A 25714-nucleotide genomic window follows, 5' to 3' on the forward strand; every position below is an offset into this window, starting at 1 on the left:
GGAGGTAGGTTGCGGAGGGTGCATGACATCGATCCCGCCTTCACCGCGCTGCCGCTCCGCGCGCTGGCCGACGCGGCCCTGTCCCGCGCCCGCGAGCTGGGCGCCGAGCACGCCGACTTCCGCCTGGAGCGCATCCGCAGCCAGACCCTCCGCCTGCACGACGCCGCGCTGGAGACCGCCCTGGACGCCGACGACGTCGGCCTGTCGGTCCGCGTCGTCAAGGACGGCACCTGGGGCTTCGCCGCCGGCATCGACCTGACGCCCGGCGGCGCCGCCCGCGTCGCCGAGCAGGCCGTCGGCGTCGCCGCCGTCGCCAAGGCCGTCAACCGCGAGCCCATCGAGCTGGCGCCCGAACCCGTGCACGGCGAACGCACGTGGATCTCCGCCTACGAGACCGACCCGTTCGACGTGCCGACCGCCGACAAGGTCGCGCTGCTGTCCGGCTGGAGCCGCCGCCTGCTCGGCGACGACCGCGTCGACCACGTGGACGCCACGCTCCTGCAGGTCAAGGAGAACAAGTTCTTCGCCGACCTCGACGGGACGGTCACCACCCAGCAGCGCGTCCGGCTGCACCCCGTCGTCACCGCCGTCGGCATCGCCGGCGGCCTCTTCGACACGATGCGCACGCTCGCGCCGCCCGCCGGGTACGGGTGGGAGTGGCTGTCCGGGGAGCACTGGGACTGGGACGGCGAGCTCGCCCGCATCCCCGAGCTGCTCGCCGAGAAGCTCGCGGCGCCGTCGGTCGACCCGGGCGTGTACGACGTCGTCGTCGACCCGTCCAACCTGTGGCTGACGATCCACGAGTCGATCGGGCACGCCACCGAGCTGGACCGGGCGCTCGGCTACGAGGCCGCCTACGCCGGCACCTCGTTCGCGACGCCCGACAAGCTCGGGAACCTGCAGTACGGCTCCAAGGTCATGAACATCACCGGGGACCGGACCGTCGAGCACGGCCTGGCCACCATCGGCTACGACGACGAGGGCGTGCGGACCCAGGCGTTCGACATCGTCTCCGAGGGGCTGTTCACCGGATACCAGACCGACCGGCGCATCGCCCGCCTCACCGGCGCCGACCGCTCCAACGGCTGCGCGTTCGCCGACGCCGCGTCCAGCATGCCGATCCAGCGGATGGCGAACGTCTCGCTCAAGCCCGCCGAGGACGGCCCCTCCACCGACGAGCTGATCTCCGGCGTCGAGCGCGGCATCTACATCGTCGGCGACAAGAGCTGGTCGATCGACATGCAGCGGTACAACTTCCAGTTCACGGGGCAGCGCTTCTACCGGATCGAGAACGGGCGGCTCGCCGGGCAGCTCCGCGACGTCGCCTACCAGGCGACCACCACCGACTTCTGGAACTCGATGGAGGCCGTCGGCGGCCCGCAGACGTACGTGCTCGGCGGCGCGTTCAACTGCGGCAAGGGCCAGCCCGGGCAGGTCGCGCCGGTCAGCCACGGCTGCCCGTCGGCGCTGTTCCGCGGGGTCAACATCCTCAACGCGCTGAAGGAGGCCGGCCAGTGAGCAGGATCAGGCCGCAGGAGGCGGTCGAGCGGGCGCTGTCGCTGTCGCGCACCGACGACTGCATCGTCATCGCCGACGAGGCGAGCACCGCGAACCTGCGGTGGGCGGGCAACACCCTCACCACCAACGGCGTCACGCGCTCCAGCCGCCTCACCGTCATCGCGCTGCGCGAGACCGCCGGCGGCGTCGCGGCCGGCGTGGTGTCGCGGTCCGCGGTCGGCGCCGACGGCATCGAGGACCTGGTCCGCGCGGCCGAGGCCGACGCGGCCGGGAACGAGGCCGCCGAGGATGCCCGGCCGCTGATCACCGAGGGGCCGTCCGGCGGCGCGGGGTGGGACGACGACCCGGCCGAGACCGGCATCGGCGTCTTCGAGGGGTTCGCGCCCGCGCTCGGCGAGGCGTTCGCCGCCGCGCAGGCCGGCGACCGGCGCCTGTACGGGTTCGCCAACCACGTCCTCACCTCGACGTTCCTCGGCAGCTCGGCGGGCCTGCGGCTGCGGCACGACCAGCCGACCGGGCTGCTTGAGCTGAACGCCAAGGGCGCGGGCGGCTCGGCGTGGGCGGGCACCGGCACCCGCGACTTCACCGACGTCGACGTCCCCGCCCTCACCGGCGACCTCGCGCGGCGGCTGGAGTGGGGCGAGCGGCGCGTGGACCTGCCCGCCGGGCGGTACGAGACGGTCCTGCCGCCGTCCGCCGTCGCCGACCTGATGATCTACCTGTACTGGTCGGCGGGCGCGCAGGACGCGCAGGACGGCCGGACGGTGTTCAGCGCCCCCGGCGGCGGGACCCGCGTCGGGGAGAAGCTCGCGAACCTGCCCGTCACGCTGTCCAGCGACCCGGCCGCCCCCGGCATGGAGTGCGCCCCGTTCGTCGTCGCGCACGCCTCCAGCCGCGAGGCGTCGGTCTTCGACAACGGGCTCGCGCTCGGCGCCACCGACTGGATCAGCGGCGGGACGCTCACGTCCCTCGCCCAGACCCGGCACTCGGCCGAGCGCACCGGTCTGCCGCTCACCCCGCCCGTCGACAACCTGGCCCTGAGGGGGCCGGACGGCGGCGCCTCCCTGGAGGAGATGGTCGCCCGCACCGAGCGGGGGCTGCTGCTGACGTGCCTGTGGTACATCCGGGAGGTCGACCCGCAGAGCCTGCTGCTGACCGGCCTCACCCGCGACGGCGTCTACCTCGTCGAGGACGGCGAGGTCGTCGGGGCCGTGAACAACTTCCGGTTCAACGAGAGCCCCGTCGACCTGCTGTCGCGGCTCGCCGAGGTCGGCGAGACCCGGCCGACGCTGCCGCGCGAGTGGTCGGACTACTTCACCCGGGCCGCGATGCCGGCGCTGCGGATCCCCGACTTCAACATGTCGACGGTGTCGCAGGCGTCCTGACCTCCCGCGTCCGGGGGTCTTCCAGGGCCCGCCCCGGCCGGGGCGGGCCCTGCGCGCCGCTCAGGTGTCCTCCAGGCGGAAGCCGACCTTCATGGTGGCCTGGAAGTGGGCGACCTCTCCGTCCTCGATCTGGCCGCGGACCTCGGTCACCTCGAACCAGTCCAGGTGGCGCAGCGTCTGCGCGGCGCGCCGGACGCCGTTGCGGATCGCGGTCTCCACCGACTCCGGCGAGGTCCCCACGATCTCCGTCACCCGATACGTGCGATCGGTCATCTCGTTCCTCCCGCATGTTTTGCCCAGCCCGCCGTCGCAGGGCGGACTCCATGGGCTTACCGTGGAATCGTGAAGGTGAATCCCCGCCACCACAGGGAGCCGGCGGTCTACACGGTCACCGACGCTCCCCGCCCCATGTCCGAGGACATCGGCTACCGGCAGCGGCGCTACCTCATGTCCATGGGCGTCCGCACGATCTGCTTCCTGGGGGCGGTGGTGGCCGCGGTGGCGGGCGCGCCGTGGTGGCTGGCGGTGCTCATGGTGGTCGCGGCCGCCGTGCTGCCCTACGTCGCGGTGATCTTCGCGAACGGGGGACGCGAGCCGACGGCCTCCGCGGCCTTCGACGACCGCTCGCAAAGGGAACAGAAGCCGGTTTCCGGACAGCGTCCGGAAATCCGGTCGTGACATTCCCTTGACTAACCGCGGGGGGTTTCGGTGTACGATTTGTACCGGCGCTCTGGTCCCCCGTCGGGGCGCCCGTGCCGGTGTTCCGGGCCCCCGTCGGAACACCGATGATGCGGCGCCGGGTGGATTGCCCCCGTATCCACCCGGCGCCGCTTTTCAATGTCCAGGGTCTGCACTGGACGTTCCGAGGGTCGCGGACGACCTTCCGGGGAGCGCTCCTTGACCGTCCGTCCGGGCGCCTAGCACGCCTCTGCCGGAGCACAAGCTCTCCGGCTGGCCTGGTCCGGCCATGACCCGAAACCCGGTCGAGCCGAACTTCTCGCCCCCGGATCCCCGGCGGGCACGGCGTTTCCGGCCGGGCACCCTCCGTCAGAACGCCCCGGCCACGGACCGATCCGTTCCCGGGTCCGCTGCGTACTGCTGAGCGCCGGCACCGTCCCCGCGCCAGGGGGAGGCCCCGTACGCCGGGCCGGCCGCGCCGCGGGCCGGGGAGCCCGTCCCGCGCTCCTGACCGGCCGCGTCCCATTCCCGACTCGCCGAACCACTTGACGGAAGACGCCGATGAGACCAACATCACATCTGGCCTATGTGAGACACATCGTCCATGTGTCTCATGATCGGGGCGTCGGCACCCGGCGCGACGCGGCCCGGCCCCCCCGCCCGGGAAACGGAGATCGGCGATGAGCGGACACGACGACGTGCCCGACTGGGCACCCCGGAACCTGCCGGAGACCGGCGGCCCCGAGGCGCCCTTCACCTTCCTCGGCGCCTCCGACCCGGGCGGCGTCCCCGACGGGTACGAGGGCGTCCACAGGAGGGCGGCGCACGGCGGCGCCCCCCGGCGGCCCGAACCGCCCGGAAAGGGAACCGGCGAGCCTTTCGACGCCTTCGCCGAACCGGACCGCACGCCCCGTCCGCCGGGACCGGCGCACGCCGCCGCCAAGCCGGCCGGGAAACGGCGGGGCTTCGGCGGGGGCCGTCCCCCGAGGCGCGTCGGCGGCATCCTGCTCGGCCCGCTGGCGGGCGCGATCGGCCTGGTCCTGCTCACCGGCCTCGGCGTGTACGCGGTCACCGCGGCGGGCGGCGGCTGCTCCGGCGACGACGCGCTCGACGTCGGCGTGGCGGCCGCCCCGGACGTCGCGCCGGCGGTGATCCGCGCGGCGCGCCGGTTCAACGACGCGAAGCACGAGGTGGACGGCCGGTGCGTCCGCGCGCGGGTGCGGGCCACTGATCCGGCCGCCGTCGCGACGCTGCTGTCCGGCAAGGGCGTGGCCGGGGTCACGCGGAAACCGGACGTCTGGATCCCCGACTCGTCGCTGTGGACCAAGCTCGCCGACGGCTCCGGGGGGAACGGGACGTCCGGGGAGTTCACCCGGCTGGGCGGGATCGCCTCCTCCCCGATCGTGCTGGCGATGCCCCGCGGGCTCGCGACCCAGCTGCGGAACCTCGGCGCACCGGAACAGCCGTCCTGGAAGGACCTCCTCGCGGCGGCGGGCACGGCCTCGAACGCCGAGGACGGGCCCGCCACCGGGACGGACGGCAGCGTGATCCCGCCGCGGCTGTTCAGGCTGCAGGTGCCAGACCCCGGCCGCAGCGCCACCGGCATGGGCTCGCTGATGCTGGCCGACGCGCTGCTGGCGAAGGACCCCGGCGGCGAGGCCATGTTCGCGGGCGTGGTCCGGACGATCCGGGCGGGCGTGGCGGCCTCGGTCAAGGCGGAGTTCATCGCGTTCGGCCAGGGCGACACCGACCGCTACCCGGTCGCGCTGGCGCCCGAGCAGGCGGTGTACGGCTACAACGCGCGGCGCCCGGCCGAGCCGGCGGTCGCGGTGTACCCGGCGGAGGGCACGATCTTCCTCGACCATCCCGTCACCGTCCTGTCGAAGGACGCGGCGAAGGTGAGCGCGGCACGGCTGCTCGGGAAGGCACTCTTGGACCAGGCCACCCGCGCGGACGTCCAGCGGCTGGGGTTCCGGGCGCCGGGCGGGGCGGCGCCCGCGGCGTTCACCGCGCGGACCGGCCTGAACCCGAGCCCGCCGAAGGCGCTCCCGGAGACGCCGGCGGCCGGCGTCCGGCGCACCATGCAGTCGTGGGCGCAGCTGTCGCTGAGCATCCGGATGCTGAGCATCATCGACGTGTCCGGATCCATGGACGAGACCGTCGCGCCCGGCGTGACACGGCTGCAGTCCACGGTCCGCACCGCGCAGGGCGGGCTGTCGCTGCTGCCGGACGACAGCGAGCTCGGCCAGTGGATCTTCTCCACGAAGCTGGAGGGCGACCAGGACTGGCGGGAGCTGGTCGGTGTCGGCCCGCTCAACGAGCGGCTCGGCTCGGCCACCCGCCGGCAGCTCGTATTGAGCGCGTTCGCGCGGATCAGGGCGAAGAAGCACGGCGACACCGGCCTGTACGACACGGTCATGGCCGCGTTCGACCACATGAAGCGGACCTACAAGCCGGAGTACGTGAACTCGGTCCTGCTCTGGACGGACGGGAAGAACGAGGACCCGGACGGCCCGTCCCTGGAAGAGACCCTCGACCACATGCGGCGCGCGTACGACCCGGAGCGTCCCGTCCAGGTCAACATGGTGGGCTACGGGTCCGGCGTGGACGTCAACGAGCTGCGGCAGATCGCGCAGGTGACGCACGGCGACGCCTACGTGGCCGAGACGCCCGGGCAGATCCAGGGCATCTTCCTCAAGGCCGTCTCGCGCCGGGTCTGCGAACCCGACTGCTGAACCGCCTCTGCCAGCGCCCCTCGGAACCAGCTGCGTAGTTGATTCTAGAACTACGTTCGGGTTAAGTTAGCGTTCTGTTAGTTAACGCAGCGAGAGGGGCACGGCGTGCGCCGCACCGTTTTCAACGAGGACCATGAGGCGTTCCGGGACACGATCCGGGCGTTCATCGAGGCCGAGGTCGCGCCGGTCTACGAGGCGTGGGAGGACGCGGGCCACCCGCCGCGCGACTTCTACAACAAGCTCGGCGAGATCGGCGTGTTCGGCATCCAGGTGCCCGAGGAGTACGGCGGCGCGGGCGAGACCAGCTTCAAGTACCAGGCGGTGATCTCCGAGGAGTGCGCCCGCGCCGGGGTGGGCTTCGGCGGCTACGGCGTGCACGTCAACCTCGTCCTGCCCTACCTGCTGAAGTACGGGTCGGAGGAGCAGAAGAAGCGCTGGCTGCCGCCGTTCGTGTCCGGCGAGATGATGACCGCGATCGCGATGACCGAGCCCGGCACCGGCTCCGACCTCGCCGGCATGCAGACCACCGCGAAGCGGGACGGCGACCACTACGTCCTCAACGGCGCCAAGACGTTCATCACCGGCGGCGTCCTCGCCGACCGGGTGCTCGTCGTGGCGCGGACCTCCCCCGCCACTCCGGAGAACCGCCGGGCGGGCCTGTCGATCCTCGCCGTCGACACCAAGAGCGACGGCTACGCGGTCGGCCGGAAGCTGGAGAAGATCGGGCTGCGCAGCTCCGACACCGCCGAGCTGTCGTTCACCGACGTCCGGGTGCCCGTGGAGGACCTCCTCGGCGAGGAGGGCCGCGGCTTCGAGTACCTGACCCACAACCTGGCCGAGGAGCGCCTCGGCATCGCGACCAGCTCCTACGCGTCCGCCGCCGCGGCCGTCGAGTTCGCCCGCAGGTACGTGCAGGACCGGACCGTCTTCGGCAAGACCGTGTCGTCGTTCCAGAACACCAAGTTCGTCCTCGCCGAGTGCGCCACCGAGGTCGAGGCCGCCCGGTCGCTCGTCGACCGCTGCATCGAGGCGCTGGACGCCGGCGAGCTCACCCCCGCCGACGCCGCCGTCTGCAAGCTGTTCTGCACCGAGGTCCAGGCCCGCGTCGTCGACAAGTGCCTCCAGCTGCACGGCGGCTACGGCTACATCCTGGAGTACCCGATCGCGCGCCTGTACGCCGACGCCCGGGTCACCCGCATCTACGGCGGCACCAGCGAGGTGCTCAAGACCATCATCGCCAAGGACATCCAGGTCTGACGGAGAGGCTGCGCACATGACTGACACCCGGGTCGCCCTGGTCACCGGAGCGGCGCGCGGCATCGGCGCCGCCACCGCCGTCCGGCTCGCGAAGGAGGGCTTCGCCGTCGCGGTCTGCGACCTCGACGAGGCCGCCTGCGCCGGGACCGTGGAGACGATCGCCAAGGATGGCGGCACGGCCCTCGCCGTCGGCGTGGACGTCGCCGACTCCGCGGCGGTCTCCGCCGCCGTCGCGCGCGTCGCCGCCGAGCTCGGCCCGCCCGTCGTGCTGGTGAACAACGCCGGCATCACCCGCGACAACCTGCTGTTCAAGATGTCCGACGACGACTGGGACTCCGTCATGTCGGTGCACCTGCGCGGCTCGTTCCTGATGAGCCGCGCCGTGCAGGAGCACATGACGAAGGCCGGCTGGGGCCGGATCGTGAACCTGTCGTCGGTGTCGGCGCTCGGCAACCGCGGCCAGGCCAACTACTCCGCGGCCAAGGCGGGCCTGCAGGGCTTCACCAAGACGCTCGCCATCGAGCTGGGCAGGTTCGGCGTGACCGCCAACGCGATCGCCCCCGGGTTCATCGCGACGGAGATGACGGCCGCGACCGCCGCCCGGATCGGCGTCGGGTTCGAGGACTTCAAGGCCGCCGCCGCCAAGGAGATCCCCGTCCGGCGCGTCGGCGTCCCCGAGGACATCGCCGGCACCGTCGCCTTCCTCGTGAGCGACGACGCCTCGTTCGTGACCGGCCAGGTCATCTACGTGGCGGGTGGTCCCCGCGCCTGAGGGGGCGGCCCGCGGGCGGGACCGGGAGGGGACCGAGGAGTCGCTGCGCGCGGCGGCGATCGCGCTGCTGCGCCGCGGCGGCGTCCTCGCCGGGCTGAACCTGCGGCAGGTCGCCGACGAGGCCGGGGTCAACCGCGGGCTCGTCTACCAGTACTTCGGGTCGCGGCGGGCACTGCTGCGCTCGGCGCTGTTCCACCGCGCCCGCCCCAACGCCGAGGACGCGGTGGACGCGGCCGGGCTGCCGCTGCGCGGCCGGCTGTCGCGGCTGTTCTGGACGAGCCTGCGCAATCCCGAGCCGGTCCGGCTGGCGACCCTGCTGGTCCTGGACGGCGACGACCGGCCCCGCGTCCTGCTCAACCGTGGCGCGGGCCGGGAGGACCTCGCGGCGGAGGCCGCGCGGGGCGACCTGCCGGTCGAGGACGTGGCGGCCGTCCAGGCGGCGATCGCGTCCACGATCTACGGGTACACGCTGCTGCGCGAGCACCTGGCGCGGGAGATCGACGTGCCCGCGGAGGAACTGGACGATCGCATGGCCCGCTGCGTGGAGGCGATGTTCACCCGGCGGCCCCCCGGCTAGTACGCCCGCGCCGCGCCGAGCCGTCCTGACAGCACCGCCGGGGCGTCGGCCAGCGACGGGCCGTACCAGGTCAGGTACCGGCCGCTGACGAGCGCCACGTCCATGCCGGGGAACGACTCGGGGCCGTCGTCCGCCGTGAACCGGTAGGGCTCGTCCGGCAGGACGGCGAGGTCTGCGCCGGACGCGTTCAGCTCGTCCAGCGGGATCTTCGGGTACCGGTCGGGGTGCCCGGCGTAGACGTTGGACACCCCGAGGCGGGCCAGGACGTCGCCGGTGAAGGTGTCGCGGCCGACGACCATCCATGGCCGCCGCCAGATCGGGACGACGGCCGCGCGGGTCCGGCCCGGTCTCACGTCCGCCCAGACGCGGGCCGCCTCGTCCAGCCAGGACGGGACGGGCACACGGCACGCCTCGGTGAGCATCCGCCGGAGCGACGCCAGGGCCTCGTCGACCGTGCGGATCTCCGTCATCCACACCGGGATCCCCGCGGCCCGCAGCGCCTCGACGTCCTCGGGACGGTTCTCCTCGGTGTTGCCGACGACGACGTCCGGCCGCAGCTCCGCGATCTTCGCCACGTCGGGGTTCTTCGTGCCTCTCACGCGCGGCACGTCCAGGCCCCCGGGATGGGTGCACCAGTCGGTCGCGCCGACGAGCAGCCCAGGGGCGGTCACCGCGACCGTCTCCGTCAGCGACGGGACGATCGACACGACCCGCCCCACCCGGTCCGGTACAGGGACCGGGACGCCGGTGTCGTCGCGCACCCTCATACGTTGCGGCGGTACTGGCCGCCGACCTCGAAGAACGCGTCGGTGATCTGCTGGAGGCTGCACACGCGCGCCGCGTCCATCAGCACCGCGAAGACGTTCTCGCCCGCCTGCGCCGCGTCCTTGAGCGCGGCCAGGGCGGCCGACGCCTCGGCGCCGTGCGCGTCCTGGTAGCCGTGGACGCGGTCGAGCTGGGACCGCTTCTCCTCCTCGGTCGCGCGGGCCAGTTCGATCTTCTTCGGCGTCCCGTCCGCGGCGTCCGGGCTCCGGAAGGTGTTGACGCCGATGATCGGCAGGGAGCCGTCGTGCTTGCGCTGCTCGTACAGCATCGACTCGTCCTGGATGCGGCCGCGCTGGTAGCCGGTCTCCATCGCGCCGAGCACGCCGCCGCGCTCGCTGATGCGGTCGAACTCCGCCAGCACGGCCTCCTCGACCAGGTCGGTGAGTTCGTCGATGACGAACGACCCCTGCAGCGGGTTCTCGTTCATCGCGAGGCCCCACTCGCGGTTGATGATGAGCTGGATCGCCAGCGCGCGCCGCACCGACTCCGCCGTGGGCGTGGTGACGGCCTCGTCGTAGGCGTTGGTGTGCAGGCTGTTGCAGTTGTCGTAGATGGCGATCAGGGCCTGCAGCGTGGTGCGGATGTCGTTGAAGTGCATCTCCTGCGCGTGCAGGGAACGCCCGGAGGTCTGCACGTGGTACTTGAGCTTCTGGCTGCGCTCGTTGGCCCCGTACCGGTCGCGCATGGCCACGGCCCAGATGCGGCGGGCGACGCGTCCGAGCACGTTGTACTCGGGGTCCATGCCGTTGGAGAAGAAGAACGACAGGTTGGGCGCGAAGTCGTCGATGTCCATGCCGCGCGCCAGGTAGGACTCGACATAGGTGAACCCGTTGGCGAGGGTGAACGCGAGCTGGCTGATGGGGTTCGCGCCCGCCTCGGCGATGTGGTAGCCGGAGATCGACACCGAGTAGAAGTTGCGGACCTTGTTGGCGATGAACCACTCCTGGATGTCGCCCATCATCCGCAGCGAGAACTCGGTGGAGAAGATGCAGGTGTTCTGCCCCTGGTCCTCCTTGAGGATGTCGGCCTGCACGGTGCCGCGCACGGTCGACAGCACCCGCGCGCGGATCTGCGCGGCCTCCTCCGCCGACGGCTCGCGCCCGTGCTCCTCGTGGAAGGCGTCCAGGCCCTGGTCGATGGCGGTGTTGAGGAAGAACGCCAGGATCGTGGGCGCGGGCCCGTTGATGGTCATCGACACCGATGTGGTCGGCGACGACAGGTCGAACCCGTCGTAGAGCGCCTTCATGTCGTCGAGCGTGGCGATCGACACCCCGGACGTGCCGACCTTGCCGTACACGTCGGGACGCTCGTCCGGGTCGCGCCCGTAGAGCGTGACCGAGTCGAAGGCGGTCGACAGCCGCGTCGCGGGCTGGCCCTCCGACAGCAGCTTGAAGCGGCGGTTGGTGCGGAACGGGTCGCCCTCCCCCGCGAACATGCGCGCGGGGTCTTCGTTGTCGCGCTTGAAGGGGAACACACCGCCCGTGAAGGGGAAGCTGCCGGGCAGGTTCTCCGACCGGAGGAACCGCAGCAGCTCACCGTGGTCGGTGTAGCGCGGCAGCGCGACGCGCGGGATCCGGCTGCCCGACAGCGACTCCCGCGTGAGCCTGGTGTGCAGTTCCTTGTCGCGGATCTTCACGACCTGCTCGTCGCCGGAATAGGACTCCACGACGGCGGGCCAGCCCTCGATCAGCTCGGCGTTGCCGGGGGCCACGTCGCGGCGCGCCTTCTCCAGCAGCCCCTCGACCTCGGCCGCGTCCGTCAGTTCGGCGCGCACCTCGTCGAGCCGCTGGACGCGCCGCACCGCCTCGATCTGCTTCGCGGTGTCGGCGTGGTAGCCGCGCACCGTCTCGGCGATGTCGGACAGGTACCGCACCCGGCCCGGCGGGATGACGGTCGCGGCGCCGGTCGACACCTTCGTCGTGACGTCGGGCAGGGCGCCGTCCTCCAGCCGCAGCCCGTGGCCGCCCAGCAGCCCGCCGAGGTGCTGGTAGAGCGCCGTGACGCCGTCGTCGTTGAACGTCGCCGCGCTGGTGCCGAACACCGGCATGTCATCGGGTTTCTGCCCGAACGCCTCCCGGTTCCGGACGAGCTGGCGGCCCACGTCCCGCAGCGCGTCTGCCGCGCCGCGCCGCTCGAACTTGTTGATCGCCACCACGTCCGCGAAGTCGAGCATGTCGATCTTCTCCAGCTGGGACGCGGCGCCGAACTCCGGCGTCATCACGTACAGCGAGACGTCGACCAGCGGGACGATCGCGGCGTCGCCCTGCCCGATGCCGGGGGTCTCCAGGACGACCAGGTCGTACCCGGCGGCCTTGCAGGCGGTGACGATGTCCCCGACGTTCTCCGGCAGCTCCCGCGCCCCCCGCGTGGCCAGCGAGCGGAAGAACACGCGGTCGCCGTCCAGGGAGTTCATCCTGATCCGGTCGCCCAGCAGCGCACCGCCGCCGCGCCGCCGCGTCGGGTCCACGGCCAGCACCGCGACGCGCAGCCGGTCATCCTGGTCGACGCGCAGCCGCCGCACCAGCTCGTCGGTGAGGGACGACTTCCCGGACCCGCCCGTCCCGGTGATCCCCAGTACCGGCACCCGCCGGCCGCCCGCCGCCTCCGCGAGGCGTGCCAGGTCGTCCGCCGGCAGCTTCCCCGCCTGAAGGCAGGTGATGGCCCGGGCGAGGGCGCGCCGCTCCCCCGCGAGGACCTCGTCCACCGGAACGGGCTCCGCGGCGAGGTCGACGTCGCAGTCGCGCACCAGCTCGTTGATCATTCCGGGCAGGCCGAGGCGCTGCCCGTCCTCCGGGGAGAAGATCCGCACCCCGGCGCCGGACAGCCGCGCGATCTCCTCGTGGACGATGACGCCGCCGCCCCCGCCGAACACCTTCACGTGCTCGGCGCCGGCCTCCTTCAGGCTGCGCGACAGGTACTCGAAGTACTCGACGTGGCCGCCCTGGTAGGAGCTGATCGCCACGCCCTGCGCGTCCTCCTCGAGAACGGCGTCGACGACCTCGCGGACCGAGCGGTCGTGGCCGAGGTGCACCACCTCGGCGCCCTGGGACTGCAGGATGCGCCGCATGATGTTGATCGCCGCGTCATGGCCGTCGAACAGCGCCGCCGCGGTCACGAACCGCACCGGGTGCACCGGCGCGTGCAGGTCCCGCGTCACCGTCCCCACCCCAAACCTTGGACATCCAATATTTGGAAGTTAAAATAGTTTCCGTGCGCGACGCAGTCAAGACCACGTACGGTGGGCCGGTGCCCGACACCCCCGACCCGATCGCCGAGGCCCACCGCCAGTGGAGCACCCGCTGGCCCGAGCACGCCGACCACATGGCGGCCGTCACCTCGGTGATGCGGGCCCAGCAGCTGCTGCTGAGCCGGATCGAGGCCGTCCTCAAGCCGTACGGCCTGACGTTCGCCGCCTACGAGGCGCTGCGGCTGCTCGCCTTCACCCGCACCGGGACGCTCCCGATGGGCAAGATGGGCACCCGCCTCATGGTGCACCCCGCGTCGGTCACCAACGTCATCGGACGCCTGGAACAGCGCGGACTCGTCGGCCGCCGGCCCTCCCCCGACGACCGCCGCGTCGTCCTCGCCACCGTCACCCCCGCCGGCCGCGACCTCGCCGAGGAGGCCACCCTCGCGCTGAACGAGTCCGGCTTCGGCATCTCCGGCCTCCCCGCGGCCGAGGCGGCCGAGATCACCACGGCCCTGCGCCGGGTCCGCCTGACCACCGGCGACCTCGACTAGCGCGGTCCGTGCCCGGCCGATCGCCGGCGATCTCGGCGGCCGGTACGCGTCGACAGTGAAGATCCGGGGAATCGCCGGGAAGAGGCACCGGACGCCTTCTACACCTGAGGACGGTCATGACGAACGAAACGGTCTTCACCTACGGGGCGCCGCAGCTGAAGTTCGGCACGGGGGCGGCCGACGAGATCGGCTTCGACCTGGCACAGTACGGGGCGCGCAGGGTGCTGGTGGTGACCGATCCCGGGGTCGCCGCGACCGGCGGGCCGCAGCGGATCGCCGACGCGATGAAGGCGTACGGGATCGAGGCGGCGGTCTTCGACGGCGTCCGGGTCGAGCCGACGGACGCGAGCATGCGGGTCGCGGTCGAGCACGCGCGGGCGACCGGGCCCTACGACGCCTACGTGGCGGTCGGCGGCGGGTCGAGCATCGACACCGCGAAGGCGGTCAACCTGCTCACGACGAACGAGGGCGACCTCGCCGAGTACCTGAACCCGCCGATCGGGGCGGGGCGGGCACCGGAGCGGCCCTTGCTGCCGCTGGTCGCCGTCCCGACGACGACCGGTACCGGCGCCGAGAGCACGACGGTGTGCGTCCTCGACGTCCTGGACCTGCGGGTCAAGACGGGCATCAGCCATCCGCGGATGCGGCCGGCGCTCGCGGTGGTCGATCCGGAGCTGACGATGTCGCAGCCGTCCGGCGTGACCGCGTCCGCCGGGATGGACATCCTGTGCCACGCCCTGGAGAGCTATACCGCCCGCCCCTACGACGAGTACGAACGCAAGCGGCCCGAGCAGCGGGTGCCGTACTGCGGCGCCAACCCGGTGTCGGACATGTGGGCGGAGAAATCGCTGACCTTGCTGTCCCGGTCGTTCCGCAAGGCCGTCCGGGACGGGGACGACCGGCGGGCCCGCACCGACATGGCGCTGGCGGCCACGTTCGCGGGGCTGGGCTTCGGAAACGCCGGGGTCCACATCCCGCACGCCAACGCCTACCCGATCGCCGGGATGGTGAAGGACTTCCACCCGGACGGCTACCCCGGCGGGGAGGCGATGGTCCCGCACGGGATGTCGGTGTCGCTGACGGCGCCCGAGGCGTTCCGGTTCACCTACCAGGCGCGTCCCGAACGGCACGTGCGGGCCGCCGAGCTCCTCGACCCGCGGCTGGACCGGCCGAACGACCCGGCGGAGCACCTGCCGCTCGCCGTGCTGAGCCTGATGCGCGACATCGGCATCCCGGACGGGATCGCCGGCGTCGGCTACGCCGAGGGCGACATCCCCGGGCTGGTGGAGGGCACGATGAAGCAGCAGCGGCTGCTGGCCACCTCGCCGCGCCCGGTGGACGAGGAGTCCGTCGCCGAGATCTTCAGGCGCTCCCTGCGGCTGTGGTGAGGCGGCCCTCCCGTCCCCGGGACGGGCGGAACGATCGCTTATGCTGCGGGGCACATCCGTTGTGTCGCAAGGAGGCGTGATGGCGGATTCGCCGACGATGACGTACGGCGGCTATCTGAAGCTCGACGATCTCCTGTCCTGCCAGGAGCCGAGGACGCGGGCCCACGACGAGCTGCTCTTCGTGATCATCCACCAGGTCTACGAGCTGTGGTTCAAGCAGATCCTGCACGAGGCCGAGCTGCTGCAGAGCAGGCTGGAGGAGGGCAACAGCGCCGGCTCGCTGCACACCGCCCGCCGCATCGCCAAGATCCTCAAGACCGTGGTCGGGCAGCTGGACGTGCTGGAGACGATGACGCCCCGGCAGTTCGCCTCGTTCCGCGACGCGCTCGGCAGCTCCAGCGGATTCCAGAGCGAGCAGTTCCGCGAGATCGAGGCCGTCCTCGGCCGGCGCGCGTTCCCCGCCTCCGACCTGCGCGGCGACGAGCGGCTCCAGGCCGCCGTCTCCCGCCCCTCGGTGTTCGACTCGCTGCTGCGCTACCTCGCCGGCCGCGGGCTCCCCGTCCCGGAGGCGGCGCTCGGCCGCGACACGTCCCGGGCGTGGGAGCCGGACCCCGGCGTCCAGAAGGTCCTCCTCACCGTCTACGCGGACGAGAGCGGACCGGCCGCCGAGGTCTGCGAGGCGCTCGTCGACATGGACGAGGGCATCCAGGAGTGGCGGTACCGGCACCTGAAGATGGTCGAGCGGACGATCGGCGCGAAGATCGGCACCGGCGGGTCGGCCGGCGCCGACTACCTGCGCAGCACCCTGTTCGCGCCCGCCTTCCCCGACCTGTGGGAGGTCCGCTCCCAGACCGAGGAGGTCCCCGCCCATGGCGGCTGACGGCGAGCGGGTCGCGATCGTCGGCGCGGGACTGGCGGGCTGCCTGCTCGCGGTGCTCCTCGGCCGCCGCGGCATCGCCGTGACGGTGTACGAGCGGCGCCCCGACCCGCGCGTCGCGGGCGCCGAGCGCGGACGCTCCATCAACCTGGCGATCTCGGCCCGCGGCCTTGCCGCGCTGGAGCAGGTGGGCCTGCGGGACCAGTCCCTCAAGCAGGCGCTGCCCATGCACGGCCGGATGGTGCATCCCCTCCGGGGCACGCAGAACTTCCAGCCCTACAGCGCGGACGGCGAGCGCGCCATCAACTCCATCAGCCGCGCCGAACTGAACCGGTCGCTGCTGGACACCGCCGAGGCCACGCCCGGGGTGACGCTGCGCTTCTCCCAGCGCGTCACCGGCGTGGACACCGAGGCAGGGGCCGTCCTGATGGAGGACGGGAGCGCCGAGCCCGCCACCGTCGTGCTGGCCGGGGACGGCGCCTACAGCGCGGTCCGCGGGTCCCTTGAGCTGGACGAGGACGCCGACTTCCTGGAGCACGGCTACAAGGAGCTGACCGTCCCGCCGAAGGACGGCGAGTTCGCGCTCGACCCGGACGCGCTGCACATCTGGCCGCGCGGCACCTCGATGATGATCGCGCTGCCGAACCTGGACAGGTCGTTCACCTGCACGCTGTTCTGGCCGAAGGACGACCTCGCCGCCCTCGACACGCCGGAGAAGGTCGCCGCCCGCTTCGAGCGGGACTATCCCGACGTCGCCGGGCTGATGCCGGACCTGACCGCCGACTACGCGCGGAACCCGGTCGGGTCGCTGGTCACCGTCCGCTGCTGGCCGTGGACGAGGTACGGGCGCGGCGCGATCGTGGCGCTGCTGGGCGACGCCGCGCACGCGATCGTCCCGTTCTTCGGGCAGGGCGCGAACTGCGCCTTCGAGGACTGCATCGAGATCGACCAGTGCCTGACCGAGGCCGGCGGTGACTGGGCCCGCGCGCTCTCCCTCTACCAGGAGCGGCGCAAGGCCAACACCGACGCGATCGCCGAGATGGCGCTCGACAACTTCGTCGAGATGCGCGACCGGGTGTCGTCCCCGGTGTACCGGGCGAAGCAGGCCGCGACGCACGCGCTGGAGCGGCGCCTCGCCGGACGCTACGTCTCGCGCTACGAGCTGGTCTCGTTCTCGACGCTGCCGTACGCGGAGATCCCGGCGCGGATCAGGCGGCAGAACAGGGTGCTAGGCGCCGCCGTCCTCGGCGCCGCGGCCGCGGCCGGCCTGGGACTGCGCGCCCTCCGCCGCCGCTAGCGCGGCCCGGCGGTCGCGGCGGCCCGCGGCGAGGTCGGCGACGGCCGCGGCCAGCGCCGCCAGCACGAACACCAGGATGACGACCAGCCCGTGCCGGAACGCCGTCGCCCAGTCCCCGCGCGTCCCGGCGAGGGTTGCGAAGAACACCGACCCGACGGCGGCGATGCCGGTCGCGCTGCCGACGCGCTGCCCCGTCTGCAGGACGCCCGCCGCGCTGCCGCCCTCGGTGTAGTCCACCTCCGACAGCGTGAGCGTCTGGTTCGGCGCGATGACCAGGCCGGTGCCGACGCCCGCCAGCGCCAGCGGCGCGGCGGTCGCCCAGGCGACACCGCCGCCCGGGTTCAGCTCCACGGCGACCCACGCGGCGCCGAGACCGGCCAGCACCAGCCCCAGGCCGGCGGCGACGAGCACCCGGCCGTAACGCGACACGGCCCGGCCGCCGGCCGCGGACGCGATCCCCGACCCGACCGCGAACGGCGTGATCGCCAGGCCCGCGCCGAGCGCGCTGTAGCCGAGGCCGTTCTGCAGGTAGAGGGTGAAGATGAAGAAGATCGCGGTGAACCCGGCGAAGAACAGCAGCGCGATCGCCGTGCCCAGCGTGTAGGAGCGCAGCCGGAACAGGGCGAGATCGATCATCGGCGCCCGGGCCCGGCGCTCCCACGCCGCGAACACCGCGATCAGGACGGCGCCCGCGAGGACCAGCAGCCATTTCAGGCCGCCGTGCCACTGCTGCTCCTGGACGAGCGGCAGCAGCACGCACACGACGCCCGCGCCCAGCAGGAGCACGCCGAGCGGATCCAGGCCCTGCCGCTCCCCGTAGACCGGCGCGGGCAACAGCCGCCACGCCAGGAACAGCGCCGCCACCCCGACCGGGACATTGACGTAGAACACCCACCGCCAGCCCTCCTCGGGACCGGCCAGCGCGATCAGCGCCCCGCCGAGCAGCGGGCCCACGGCGGTGGCGACGCCGATGACGCCGCCGAGCGCGCCGAACGCCCGTCCCCGGTCCGCGCCCCGGAACAGCTCCTGGATGAGGCCCGCGACCTGGGGGATGACGATGCCGCCCGCGATGCCCTGCACCAGCCTGGCGAGGATGAGGAACAGGGTCGTCGGGGCGACGCCCGCCCCGGCGCTCGCCGCCGTGAACAGCGCGAGCCCCGACATGAACACCGCGCGGCGGCTGCGGGCGTCGCCGAGCCGCCCCGCCGGGACGAGGACGAGCCCGAACGTCAGCGCGTACCCCGACAGGATCCACTGCAGCTCCGCCTCGGAGGCGTCCAGGCCCGCCCGGATCGAGGGCAGCGCCACGTTGACGATGCTGACGTCCAGCAGCGTCATGAACGCCGCGACCAGGCAGACCGAGAGCGCCTGCCAGCGCCGCCGCCCGTCGCCGTGGTCCGGCGCGTCCGCGGCCTCTGACTGCACGGGCAGGGTCCTTTCCGGAGAACACCGGGCGAAACGCCGGGCGGGTACGGCCCGGCCGCCGCGCTGTGCCAGAGTTGCCGGATGACCGACTCCGCTCCGGGGACCGGCCCCGAGGAACCGCTGTGCTCCGCCAAGGGCTGCCGCGCCGACGCCGTGTGGGCGCTGCGGTGGAACAACCCGAAGATCCACACCCCGGACCGGCGGAAGATCTGGCTGGCCTGCGACGAGCACCGCGAGAGCCTGTCGGCGTTCCTGTCCCGCCGCGGCTTCCTGAAGGACGTGGTGCCGGTCGCCGACCGGGACGCGCCCCCGGACCGGGGCTAGGCGTCCAGGACCGGCTCGCCCGCCGGCCCCGGGACCTCGGCCCGCCAGCCCTCGGCCATCTCGGTCAGCCGGGCGGCGGCGTCCCGCGCGGGCGCGCCGCGCCCGACCGCGAGGCCGAGCAGGTACGCCGTCAGCGGCGCCCCCGGCCTGGCGACCCCGTGGGCGACGTCGCGGGCGAGGTCCAGCACCAGGCCCTGGTCGATGTCGCCGCGTTCCAGGCCCAGTTCGAGGCAGGCCGCGCTGATCCAGTCCTCAAGCACCGACATGGGTCCCCCTTCACGCATGGTTCGGGTGGTCTGCCCACTTTCGCACGTTCAAAGCAGCCGGTCGGCGGCGGCCAGCTGCTCCGGAGTGTCACAGTCGTACCAGGCCGGGCGGGTACCGGGCGGCAGCGCGACCGTAGCGGGCCGCAGGGGTTCGAGGAGCCCGTGCAGGGACGCGCCCGCGTAGCCCGCCAGCGCGGTCCGGAGGGCGCCGGTGTGCCAGCACCCGGCGAGCCACTGCTCCCGCCCCTGCCCGTCCACCAGCACGGCGCCCGCCCGCTCCCCCGCCGCCTCCAGCAGCACGGCGATGTGCCGGGGACGCAGGAACGGCAGGTCGGCGGCCAGCAGCGCCAGCCGGGGCGCGCGGACCTCGGCGAGCCCGGCGCGCAGCGCGGGCACCGGCCCGGCGCCCGGCGGGTCCTCCCGGACGACGACGGCGCCCGGCAGGACGTCCCGCCGCGGCCCCACCACGATCAGCCGGGACGCGTCCGGCACCGCGGCGGCCGTCCATTCGATCAGCGTGCGCCCGCCGGCCGGCGCGGCGGGCTTGTCGGCACCGAACCGGCGGGCCCGCCCGCCGGCCAGCAGGACGGCGTCGAACCCCGCCCCGGCCTCCACGGATCAGCCGCCGATCGCGGACATGGGCCGGGCGGGCTGCAGGAACGACGGGTCGTCGATGCCGTGCCCGGCGCGCTTGGCCCACACCGCCTTGTGCCAGCGGTCGGCCAGTTCGGTGTCGGTGGCGCCCGCGCGCAGCGCGTCCCGCAGGTTGGACTCCTCGGTGGCGAACAGGCAGTTGCGGATCTGCCCGTCGGCGGTGAGCCGCACCCGGTCGCAGGCGCCGCAGAACGGCCGGGTCACCGACCCGATCACGCCGACGGTCTCGGGGCCGCCGCCGACCAGGAACGACTCGGCGGGGGCGCTGCCGCGGTCGTGCTCGGTGTCCGGCGCCAGGTCGAACGCCGCGGACAGCCGGTCCAGGATCTCGTCCGCGGTGATCATGTTCTCCCGGGTCCAGCCGTGCTGGGCGTCCAGCGGCATCTGCTCGATGAACCGCATCCGGTAGCCGTGCTCCAGGCAGTACCGCAGCAGCGGGACGGCCTCGTGGTCGTTGATCCCGCGCATCAGCACCGCGTTGATCTTCACCGGTTCCAGGCCGGCCTCCCGCGCCGCGGCCAGGCCCTTCAGGACGTCGCCCAGCCGGTCGCGGTGCGCGAGCCGCTTGAAGGTGTCGCGGTCGAGGGTGTCGAGGGAGACGTTCACCCGGTCGAGCCCGGCCCCGGCGAGCGGACCCGCCAGCCGGTCGAGCCCGATCCCGTTGGTGGTCAGCGAGATCTGCGGGCGCGGCGTCAGCTCCGCCGTCCGCCGGACGATGTCCGGCAGGCCGCGCCGCAGCAGCGGCTCGCCGCCGGTGTAGCGGACCTCGGTGATCCCGAGATCGCGCACGGCGAGGCCGACCAGCCTGATCACCTCGTCGTCGGTGAGCAGTTCCGGCTTCGGCAGCCAGTCCAGCCCCTCGGGCGGCATGCAGTAGGAGCACCGCAGGTTGCACCGGTCGGTGAGCGAGACCCGCAGGTCCGTCGCGGTACGGCCGAAGGTGTCGACCAGCACGGGTGCCCCTTCCTGCTGTCCGGCGGCCCGGCGCGCGGGCCGCCGCTGGATTGCGGTCGTCACTCCAGCCTATTGCGGTGGTTGACGATCCGTCCCACCGCGGGAGACGGTTACGTTCCGTCGAACATCAGGGAGGCCGGAGTGACGACGTCGCGGGAGTGGGAGTTCGCGGGCACGCGGGGCGCGATCACCGCCCGGATCTGGGCGGACGGCGAACCGCGGTACGTCGCGGTCCTCGTGCACGGATACGGCGAGCACCTCGGCCGCTACGACCACGTCGCCGGCGTCCTGGTCCGGCACGGCGCCGTCGTCTGCGGCCCCGACCACATGGGCCACGGCCGCTCGGCCGGCGACCGCGTGCTGATCGAGGACTACGAGGACGTCGTGGCCGACCTGCACACCGTCGTGGAGGCGGCGCGCGGCGACCATCCCGGCCTGCCCGTCGTCATGATCGGCCACTCCATGGGCGGGCTGATCGCCGCCCGGTACGCCGGGCTCCACGGCGGCGTCCTCGCCGCGCTGGTGCTGTCCGGGCCGGTCCTCGGCCGCTGGCACGCGGTCGAGGCGCTGCTCCCGCTGGACGAGATGCCCGACGAGCCGATCGACACCTCGACGCTGTCGCGGGACCCGGCCGTCGGCAAGGCGTACACCGAGGACCCGCTCGTCTGGCACGGACCGTTCAAGAAGGCCACCATCGTGGCGCTCGACACCGCGCTCAAGCGCATCAACGAGCAGGGCTCACTCGGCGCGCTGCCGACCTTCTACGTGCACGGCGACGCCGACGAACTCGTCCCCCTGGACGGCACCCGCGCCGGCATCGAGGCGATCCGCGGCGACGACCTCACCGAGCGCCTCTACCCGGGCGCCCGCCACGAGGTCTTCAACGAGACCAACCGCGACGAGGTCCTCGCCGACGTCACCGCCTTCATCGACCGCGTCCTCGGCTGACCCCTCAGGGGCCCGGCGCGGGCGCGCCACCGGCGCGGCGGGTCGCGGCGGCCGCCGCCCGCCTCCTCTTGATCAGGTCGTGCCGATCCCAGATCAGCGGCCGCAGCTCGGCGGGGTCCGCCGGCGCGTCCGGGCAGGCGAGCACGTCGGCACGCGCCCGCCGGGACACGCTCACGTCGCGGTGGAAGCCCCGGAAGACCTGGATCTCCCCCTCGGAGCCGTGCCCCCACGACCCGAAGTACACGTAGTCCATCCCGTGGCGCCCGGACGGGTTCATGCCGCCGGCGAGCACCGCCCAGTCGCGCATCTCCAGCGGGGTGCGGGGCATGAGGGCGACCAGGCCGTGCAGCCGTTTCACGCGGCCGTCGCAGCGGTCCTTCCACCATTCGGCACGGAACCATTCCTGCCAGTCCGCGAGCGCGTCGTCCAGCCCGTGCGTCCGCCAGCGGACGGTTCCGTCCGGCGGGCGGCGGACCGGGAGCCGGCGCGCCAGGTCGCGCGCGGTCTTTCCGGTGAACGGCGTGTGCCAGGCGGGGACGAGGACGATCGGGTCGGCGGGGTCCGCGTCGAACGGCGTCGGGACGAGGAACGGACGGTCGACGACCACCAGCGTGCCGGGCCTCGCCTGGTAGGACAGGCCCCACAGCAGCCGGCCCAGAACCCTCGCGCCGCGCGGGTCGGACAGCACGTGCCATGTGCCGTGGAAAAGGTTCGTGCTGAACCGGACCCGCGCGCCCGGCCGCAGCCCGACGACCGTGTGGTCGCGGCCGGCGAGCCGCAGCGTCCGGCGGTGCAGCTTCATGCCGTCGCCCGTGTACCGGGCGTTGGCCGGCCGCTGCACCGCCCGCATCGCCGTCAGCCCTTCACGCAGATGAGCTGGCGCAGGTGCGCGACGACCTCGACGAGGTCGGACTGGGCGGCGATGACCGTCTCCAGGTCCTTGTAGGCCCCGGGGATCTCGTCGACGACACCGCCGTCCTTGCGGCACTCCACGCCCCTGGTCTGCTCGATCAGGTCGTCCACGGTGAAGTGCTTGCGGGCCTTGTTGCGGCTCATCCTGCGGCCCGCGCCGTGGGACGCGGAGTTGTAGGCGGTCTCGTTGCCGAGGCCGCGGACGATGTAGGTGCCGGTCGCCATGGAGCCCGGGATGATCCCGAGGTCGCCGCGGCCCGCGCGGATCGCGCCCTTGCGGGTGACCAGCAGCTCGACGCCGCCGTACTCCTCCTCCGCGACGTAGTTGTGGTGGCAGGAGATGACCTCGCCCCACTTGCAGCGCTTCTCGCCGAACCGCTTGGTGACGACGCCCTGCGCGAGCGCGGTCATGACGGCCCGGTTGCGGCGTGCGTACTCCTGCGCCCAGAACAGATCGTGCCGGTAGGCGTCCATCTTCGCGGTCCCGGTGAGGAACACGGCGAGGTCGTTGTCCGGGAGGTCCTGGTTGTGCGGGAGCTTGCGGGCGGCCTCGATGTGGTGCTCGGCCAGCTCGTTGCCGATGTTGCGGGACCCCGAGTGCAGGACGAGCCAGATCGCGCCGTCGTCGTCCGCGCACAGCTCCAGGAAGTGGTTGCCGCCGCCGAGCGTGCCCATCTGGGCGCGGGCGCGGCCGAGCCGGGCCCGCACCGCCGGGTGCAGGCCGTCGAAGCCCTTCCAGAAGTCGTACCAGCCGCGTTCCTTGAGGCTGGGGAGCCCGGACGGGTCGACGGCCGTCTTGTGGGAGCCGCGCCCGACGGGGATCGCCTTCTCCAGCCGGCTGCGGAGCCCGGACAGGTCGTCCGGCATGTCCTCGACGGTGAGGGACGACTTGACGGCGGTCATCCCGCAGCCGATGTCGACGCCGACGGCCGCCGGGGACACCGCGTCCCGCATCGCGATGACCGAGCCGACGGTGGCGCCCTTGCCGTAGTGGACGTCGGGCATCACCGCGAGGCCCTCCACCCACGGCAGGGCGGAGACGTTGCGGAGCTGGTCGAGGGCCAGGTCCTCGACGGTGTCGGGGTCGGTCCACATCCGGATCGGGACGCGGCCGCCCTTCAGAGTCTGGTACGGCATGCCCTCTCCTTGATCGACGGAACCGAACCGCGAACTATGACGCCAGAATCACCGATCCCGGTTCAACCGGTTTTCGCCGCGCCGGCGTCAGGAGGGCGGTCTCAGGAGGGGCGGCGTTCGGTCAGGCCGAGCCGGTCCAGGTGGCGCAGGAGCGCGACGGCGACGCGGCGGCCGGCCGCCAGGGCGTCGCCGGCCTGGGCGGGCGTGAACGGCTGCGGCAGGCCGGACAGCACGCGCAGCGCCTCCCGGTCGGCGCCCGGGAGCAGCACGATGTCGCCGTCGTCGTCGGCGATCCGCAGGACGGCGCCCGCGCGTTCCGCGCCGGCGAGGACCTCGCCCGTCAGGCCCAGCTCTTCGAGGCGCTCGGCGGTGGGCGGTTCGAAAGGGGCTTCGGCGAGGTCGGCCTGGAGACGCCGCACGCCGTCCGCCCAGGGCGGCGGGGGCGGTGGGGGCGTCGCGGCGACCGCCGTGGGAGGCGGGGCCGCCGCCGGCCCGGATTCTTCGGCCGGGGCCGGTACGGGGCCGTAGACGCGTCCCGCGGCCACCCGCAGCGGCGGCCGGACGAGCGCGGTGACGAGCTGCCGGGCCGGCAGGCCGAGCCGCAGCCGGACGGTCTCCAGCGGGATGCCCGGGGCGCGCGGGCTCGCGGCGGCGTGCCGGGACGTCTCCTCGGCGAGCCGGTCGAACAGCGACCGCCAGTGGGCCGGGTCGGCGACCCACTCGCCGTTCAGCGCGACGGCCTCCGGCGGCGGCGCGCAGCCCATCAGCGACAGCTCGGACCGGCGGAGCACGCCGTGCCGCCGCAGCACGATCGTGCCGTCCGGGCGGTCCGGCCAGGACGCCAGCTCCCGCGCGCGGGCCGCGCCGGCGCCGCGCCGGACGAGGGTCGGCGGCCGGACGTCCAGGACGCTGACCCCGGCGATCGACCGCCGCTCCGGGTCGCGCAGGACCCCGGTGTCGCCGAGGTGCAGCGCGAGCCGGGTGTTCAGCGTCAGCCGCGCGGTGTCCGGGCCGAGGGGCCGGAGCCGGACCGGGACGGCGGCCGAGCCGACGTGCAGCGTCAGCCGCCGCGCGAGCCTGCCGGACGCCTCACCGAACCGGGTGCGGACGTCGACGCTGGTGGTGTGCGTCCAGGCGCCCGGGGTCACCAGGGCCATGCCGGCGCCCACGCGTCCCGCGTCGCGCAGGGTCAGCACGACCCGCGAGACTCCCCCGACCGACTCGCGGGGCTCCCCGGCGCAGCCGATCGTGCGGACGCGGACGTGTTCCCCGGCGGGCATCAGGAGCAGCTCGTCGCCCACCGCGATCGTCCCGGCACCGAGGGTTCCGGTGACGACGGTCTGCCGCCCGGCGGTGAACGCGCGGTCCACCCACAGCCGCACCGGGGCGGCGGGGTCGGGGACGGGCAGCCGGCCGGTGAGGCGGTCGAGCGCGGCGGCCAGCTCGTCCATCCCGGCGCCGGTGACGGCGCTGACGGCGACGGCCTCCACGCCGCGCAGCGCGGTGCCGGAGAGCCGCTCGCGGATCAGGCGCAGCGCCAGCTTCGGGTCGGCGGCGTCGGCCTTGGTGACCGCGAGGACGCCGGACCGGACGCCGAGCGCACCGAGGGCGTCCAGGTGCTCGCGCGTCTGCGCCATCCAGCCCTCGTCGGCGGCGACGGCGAGCAGGACGGCCGGCGCGGGCGCCGCGCCGGCCAGCATGGCCGGGACGGACCGCTCGTCTCCGGGGACGTCCACGAACGCCACGCGCCGCCCCGAGGGCAGCTCCGTCCAGGCGCCCGGTTCGCCTGGCTCGGTGCCGGTGAGGGCTCGCACGAGCGCAGACTTGCCGTGCCCACCGTGGCCGGCGGTGGTGACGACCTGCATCAGTGTCCTTTCCGGACCTGAACGCGGAAGACCTCACAGGGACGAGCCGCGCGGGGAGAGGCAAAACGGGGGTTGTGCAGACGAAGGTCCACGGAAGGCAAGCCTATGGAGGCCGGGGCCCCGCGCAAACCAAGACGCGCGGACAGATCCGCACTCGCCGGGGGGACGACCTGCGGTGA

At 73.3% G+C, this 25714-nt stretch carries 23 protein-coding genes; 13 read left to right on the top strand and 10 right to left on the bottom strand.

Annotated features, from left to right (window positions below):
* Positions 1-18 precede the first annotated feature (18 nt).
* Both ACQPZP_RS23740 and ACQPZP_RS23745 read left to right on the top strand, forming a co-directional pair.
* Positions 19-1518, top strand: a complete 1500-nt coding sequence (locus ACQPZP_RS23740; protein ID WP_433471927.1) for a TldD/PmbA family protein — start codon at positions 19-21, stop codon at positions 1516-1518.
* Between the two features lie 5 nt (positions 1519-1523).
* Positions 1524-2903, top strand: coding sequence for a metallopeptidase TldD-related protein (locus ACQPZP_RS23745; RefSeq protein ID WP_433479666.1), 1380 nt, complete (start codon positions 1524-1526; stop codon positions 2901-2903).
* A gap of 60 nt (positions 2904-2963) precedes the next feature.
* Here ACQPZP_RS23745 and ACQPZP_RS23750 read toward each other — a convergent pair whose 3' ends face one another.
* Positions 2964-3176: a dodecin gene (locus ACQPZP_RS23750; RefSeq protein WP_433471928.1), complete on the bottom strand. Its 213-nt coding sequence runs from the start codon at positions 3174-3176 to the stop codon at positions 2964-2966.
* Positions 3177-3245: 69 nt separating this feature from the next.
* Here ACQPZP_RS23750 and ACQPZP_RS23755 point away from each other — a divergent pair, with 69 nt between their 5' ends.
* The 5 genes from ACQPZP_RS23755 to ACQPZP_RS23775 all read left to right on the top strand — a co-directional run bounded on the left by ACQPZP_RS23755 (position 3246) and on the right by ACQPZP_RS23775 (position 8922).
* On the top strand, positions 3246-3581 hold the full coding sequence (locus ACQPZP_RS23755) for a DUF3099 domain-containing protein (protein WP_433471929.1): 336 nt from the start codon (positions 3246-3248) through the stop codon (positions 3579-3581).
* A 680-nt stretch (positions 3582-4261) separates the two neighbouring features.
* Positions 4262-6316: a substrate-binding domain-containing protein gene (locus tag ACQPZP_RS23760; protein ID WP_433471930.1), complete on the top strand. Its 2055-nt coding sequence runs from the start codon at positions 4262-4264 to the stop codon at positions 6314-6316.
* A gap of 105 nt (positions 6317-6421) precedes the next feature.
* Entirely contained in the window at positions 6422-7573 is a 1152-nt protein-coding gene (locus ACQPZP_RS23765; RefSeq protein ID WP_433471931.1) for an acyl-CoA dehydrogenase family protein, read from the top strand.
* 16 nt (positions 7574-7589) lie between these two features.
* A complete protein-coding gene (fabG, locus tag ACQPZP_RS23770; RefSeq protein ID WP_433471932.1) occupies positions 7590-8345 on the top strand; it encodes a 3-oxoacyl-ACP reductase FabG in 756 nt (251 codons plus the stop codon).
* The gene (locus ACQPZP_RS23775) at positions 8329-8922 is read left to right on the top strand and encodes a TetR/AcrR family transcriptional regulator (RefSeq protein ID WP_433461477.1); all 594 of its coding nucleotides are present in this window, start codon (positions 8329-8331) and stop codon (positions 8920-8922) included. The genes fabG and ACQPZP_RS23775 overlap by 17 nt, the downstream gene beginning before the upstream one ends.
* Here ACQPZP_RS23775 and ACQPZP_RS23780 read toward each other — a convergent pair.
* Both ACQPZP_RS23780 and icmF read right to left on the bottom strand, forming a co-directional pair.
* Positions 8919-9689, bottom strand: a complete 771-nt coding sequence (locus tag ACQPZP_RS23780; RefSeq protein WP_433471933.1) for a helical backbone metal receptor — start codon at positions 9687-9689, stop codon at positions 8919-8921. The genes ACQPZP_RS23775 and ACQPZP_RS23780 overlap by 4 nt on opposite strands.
* Positions 9686-12913 carry a fused isobutyryl-CoA mutase/GTPase IcmF gene (gene icmF / locus ACQPZP_RS23785; RefSeq protein ID WP_433471934.1) on the bottom strand — a complete coding sequence of 1076 codons (3228 nt, stop codon included), beginning with the start codon at positions 12911-12913 and terminating at the stop codon, positions 9686-9688. The genes ACQPZP_RS23780 and icmF overlap by 4 nt, the downstream gene beginning before the upstream one ends.
* 44 nt (positions 12914-12957) lie before the next feature.
* Here icmF and ACQPZP_RS23790 point away from each other — a divergent pair, with 44 nt between their 5' ends.
* The 4 genes from ACQPZP_RS23790 to ACQPZP_RS23805 all read left to right on the top strand — a co-directional run bounded on the left by ACQPZP_RS23790 (position 12958) and on the right by ACQPZP_RS23805 (position 17050).
* Positions 12958-13488, top strand: coding sequence for a MarR family transcriptional regulator (locus tag ACQPZP_RS23790; protein ID WP_433471935.1), 531 nt, complete (start codon positions 12958-12960; stop codon positions 13486-13488).
* A 116-nt stretch (positions 13489-13604) separates the two neighbouring features.
* Positions 13605-14876, top strand: coding sequence for a hydroxyacid-oxoacid transhydrogenase (locus tag ACQPZP_RS23795; RefSeq protein ID WP_433471936.1), 1272 nt, complete (start codon positions 13605-13607; stop codon positions 14874-14876).
* A gap of 79 nt (positions 14877-14955) precedes the next feature.
* Complete coding sequence (locus ACQPZP_RS23800) at positions 14956-15756, top strand: tryptophan 2,3-dioxygenase (protein ID WP_433471937.1); 801 nt, start codon at positions 14956-14958, stop codon at positions 15754-15756.
* Positions 15746-17050, top strand: a complete 1305-nt coding sequence (locus tag ACQPZP_RS23805) for an FAD-dependent oxidoreductase (protein ID WP_433471938.1) — start codon at positions 15746-15748, stop codon at positions 17048-17050. The genes ACQPZP_RS23800 and ACQPZP_RS23805 overlap by 11 nt, the downstream gene beginning before the upstream one ends.
* Here the strand turns inward: ACQPZP_RS23805 and ACQPZP_RS23810 are convergent.
* Positions 16982-18475, bottom strand: a complete 1494-nt coding sequence (locus tag ACQPZP_RS23810; protein WP_433471939.1) for a DHA2 family efflux MFS transporter permease subunit — start codon at positions 18473-18475, stop codon at positions 16982-16984. The genes ACQPZP_RS23805 and ACQPZP_RS23810 overlap by 69 nt on opposite strands.
* An 81-nt stretch (positions 18476-18556) precedes the next feature.
* Between ACQPZP_RS23810 and ACQPZP_RS23815 the strand changes: the two genes are divergently transcribed.
* Positions 18557-18799 (top strand): hypothetical protein, encoded by a 243-nt coding sequence (locus tag ACQPZP_RS23815; protein WP_433471940.1) that lies wholly within the window; start codon positions 18557-18559, stop codon positions 18797-18799.
* On the opposite strand, the gene ACQPZP_RS23820 is transcribed toward ACQPZP_RS23815, so the two are convergent.
* The 3 genes from ACQPZP_RS23820 to moaA are packed head-to-tail and all read right to left on the bottom strand — an operon-like array spanning position 18796 to position 20673.
* On the bottom strand, positions 18796-19065 hold the full coding sequence (locus ACQPZP_RS23820; RefSeq protein ID WP_433471941.1) for a DUF6457 domain-containing protein: 270 nt from the start codon (positions 19063-19065) through the stop codon (positions 18796-18798). The genes ACQPZP_RS23815 and ACQPZP_RS23820 overlap by 4 nt on opposite strands.
* Positions 19066-19113: 48 nt before the next feature.
* Positions 19114-19680, bottom strand: a complete 567-nt coding sequence (mobA, locus tag ACQPZP_RS23825) for a molybdenum cofactor guanylyltransferase (RefSeq protein ID WP_433471942.1) — start codon at positions 19678-19680, stop codon at positions 19114-19116.
* A 3-nt stretch (positions 19681-19683) separates the two neighbouring features.
* Positions 19684-20673: a GTP 3',8-cyclase MoaA gene (gene moaA / locus ACQPZP_RS23830; RefSeq protein WP_433470042.1), complete on the bottom strand. Its 990-nt coding sequence runs from the start codon at positions 20671-20673 to the stop codon at positions 19684-19686.
* A 141-nt stretch (positions 20674-20814) separates the two neighbouring features.
* On the opposite strand from moaA, the gene ACQPZP_RS23835 reads away from it, so the two are divergent.
* Complete coding sequence (locus ACQPZP_RS23835) at positions 20815-21621, top strand: alpha/beta hydrolase (protein ID WP_433471943.1); 807 nt, start codon at positions 20815-20817, stop codon at positions 21619-21621.
* Positions 21622-21625: 4 nt separating this feature from the next.
* Here ACQPZP_RS23835 and ACQPZP_RS23840 read toward each other — a convergent pair whose 3' ends face one another.
* The 3 genes from ACQPZP_RS23840 to ACQPZP_RS23850 all read right to left on the bottom strand — a co-directional run bounded on the left by ACQPZP_RS23840 (position 21626) and on the right by ACQPZP_RS23850 (position 25535).
* Positions 21626-22471: a hypothetical protein gene (locus ACQPZP_RS23840; protein ID WP_433471944.1), complete on the bottom strand. Its 846-nt coding sequence runs from the start codon at positions 22469-22471 to the stop codon at positions 21626-21628.
* 5 nt (positions 22472-22476) lie between these two features.
* Positions 22477-23670 carry an RtcB family protein gene (locus ACQPZP_RS23845; protein ID WP_433471945.1) on the bottom strand — a complete coding sequence of 398 codons (1194 nt, stop codon included), beginning with the start codon at positions 23668-23670 and terminating at the stop codon, positions 22477-22479.
* 101 nt (positions 23671-23771) lie between these two features.
* Positions 23772-25535, bottom strand: a complete 1764-nt coding sequence (locus tag ACQPZP_RS23850; RefSeq protein WP_433471946.1) for a SelB domain-containing protein — start codon at positions 25533-25535, stop codon at positions 23772-23774.
* Positions 25536-25714 lie beyond the last annotated feature (179 nt).

It is taken from the genome of Spirillospora sp. CA-142024, assembly GCF_050942325.1.
GTDB lineage: Bacteria > Actinomycetota > Actinomycetes > Streptosporangiales > Streptosporangiaceae > Spirillospora.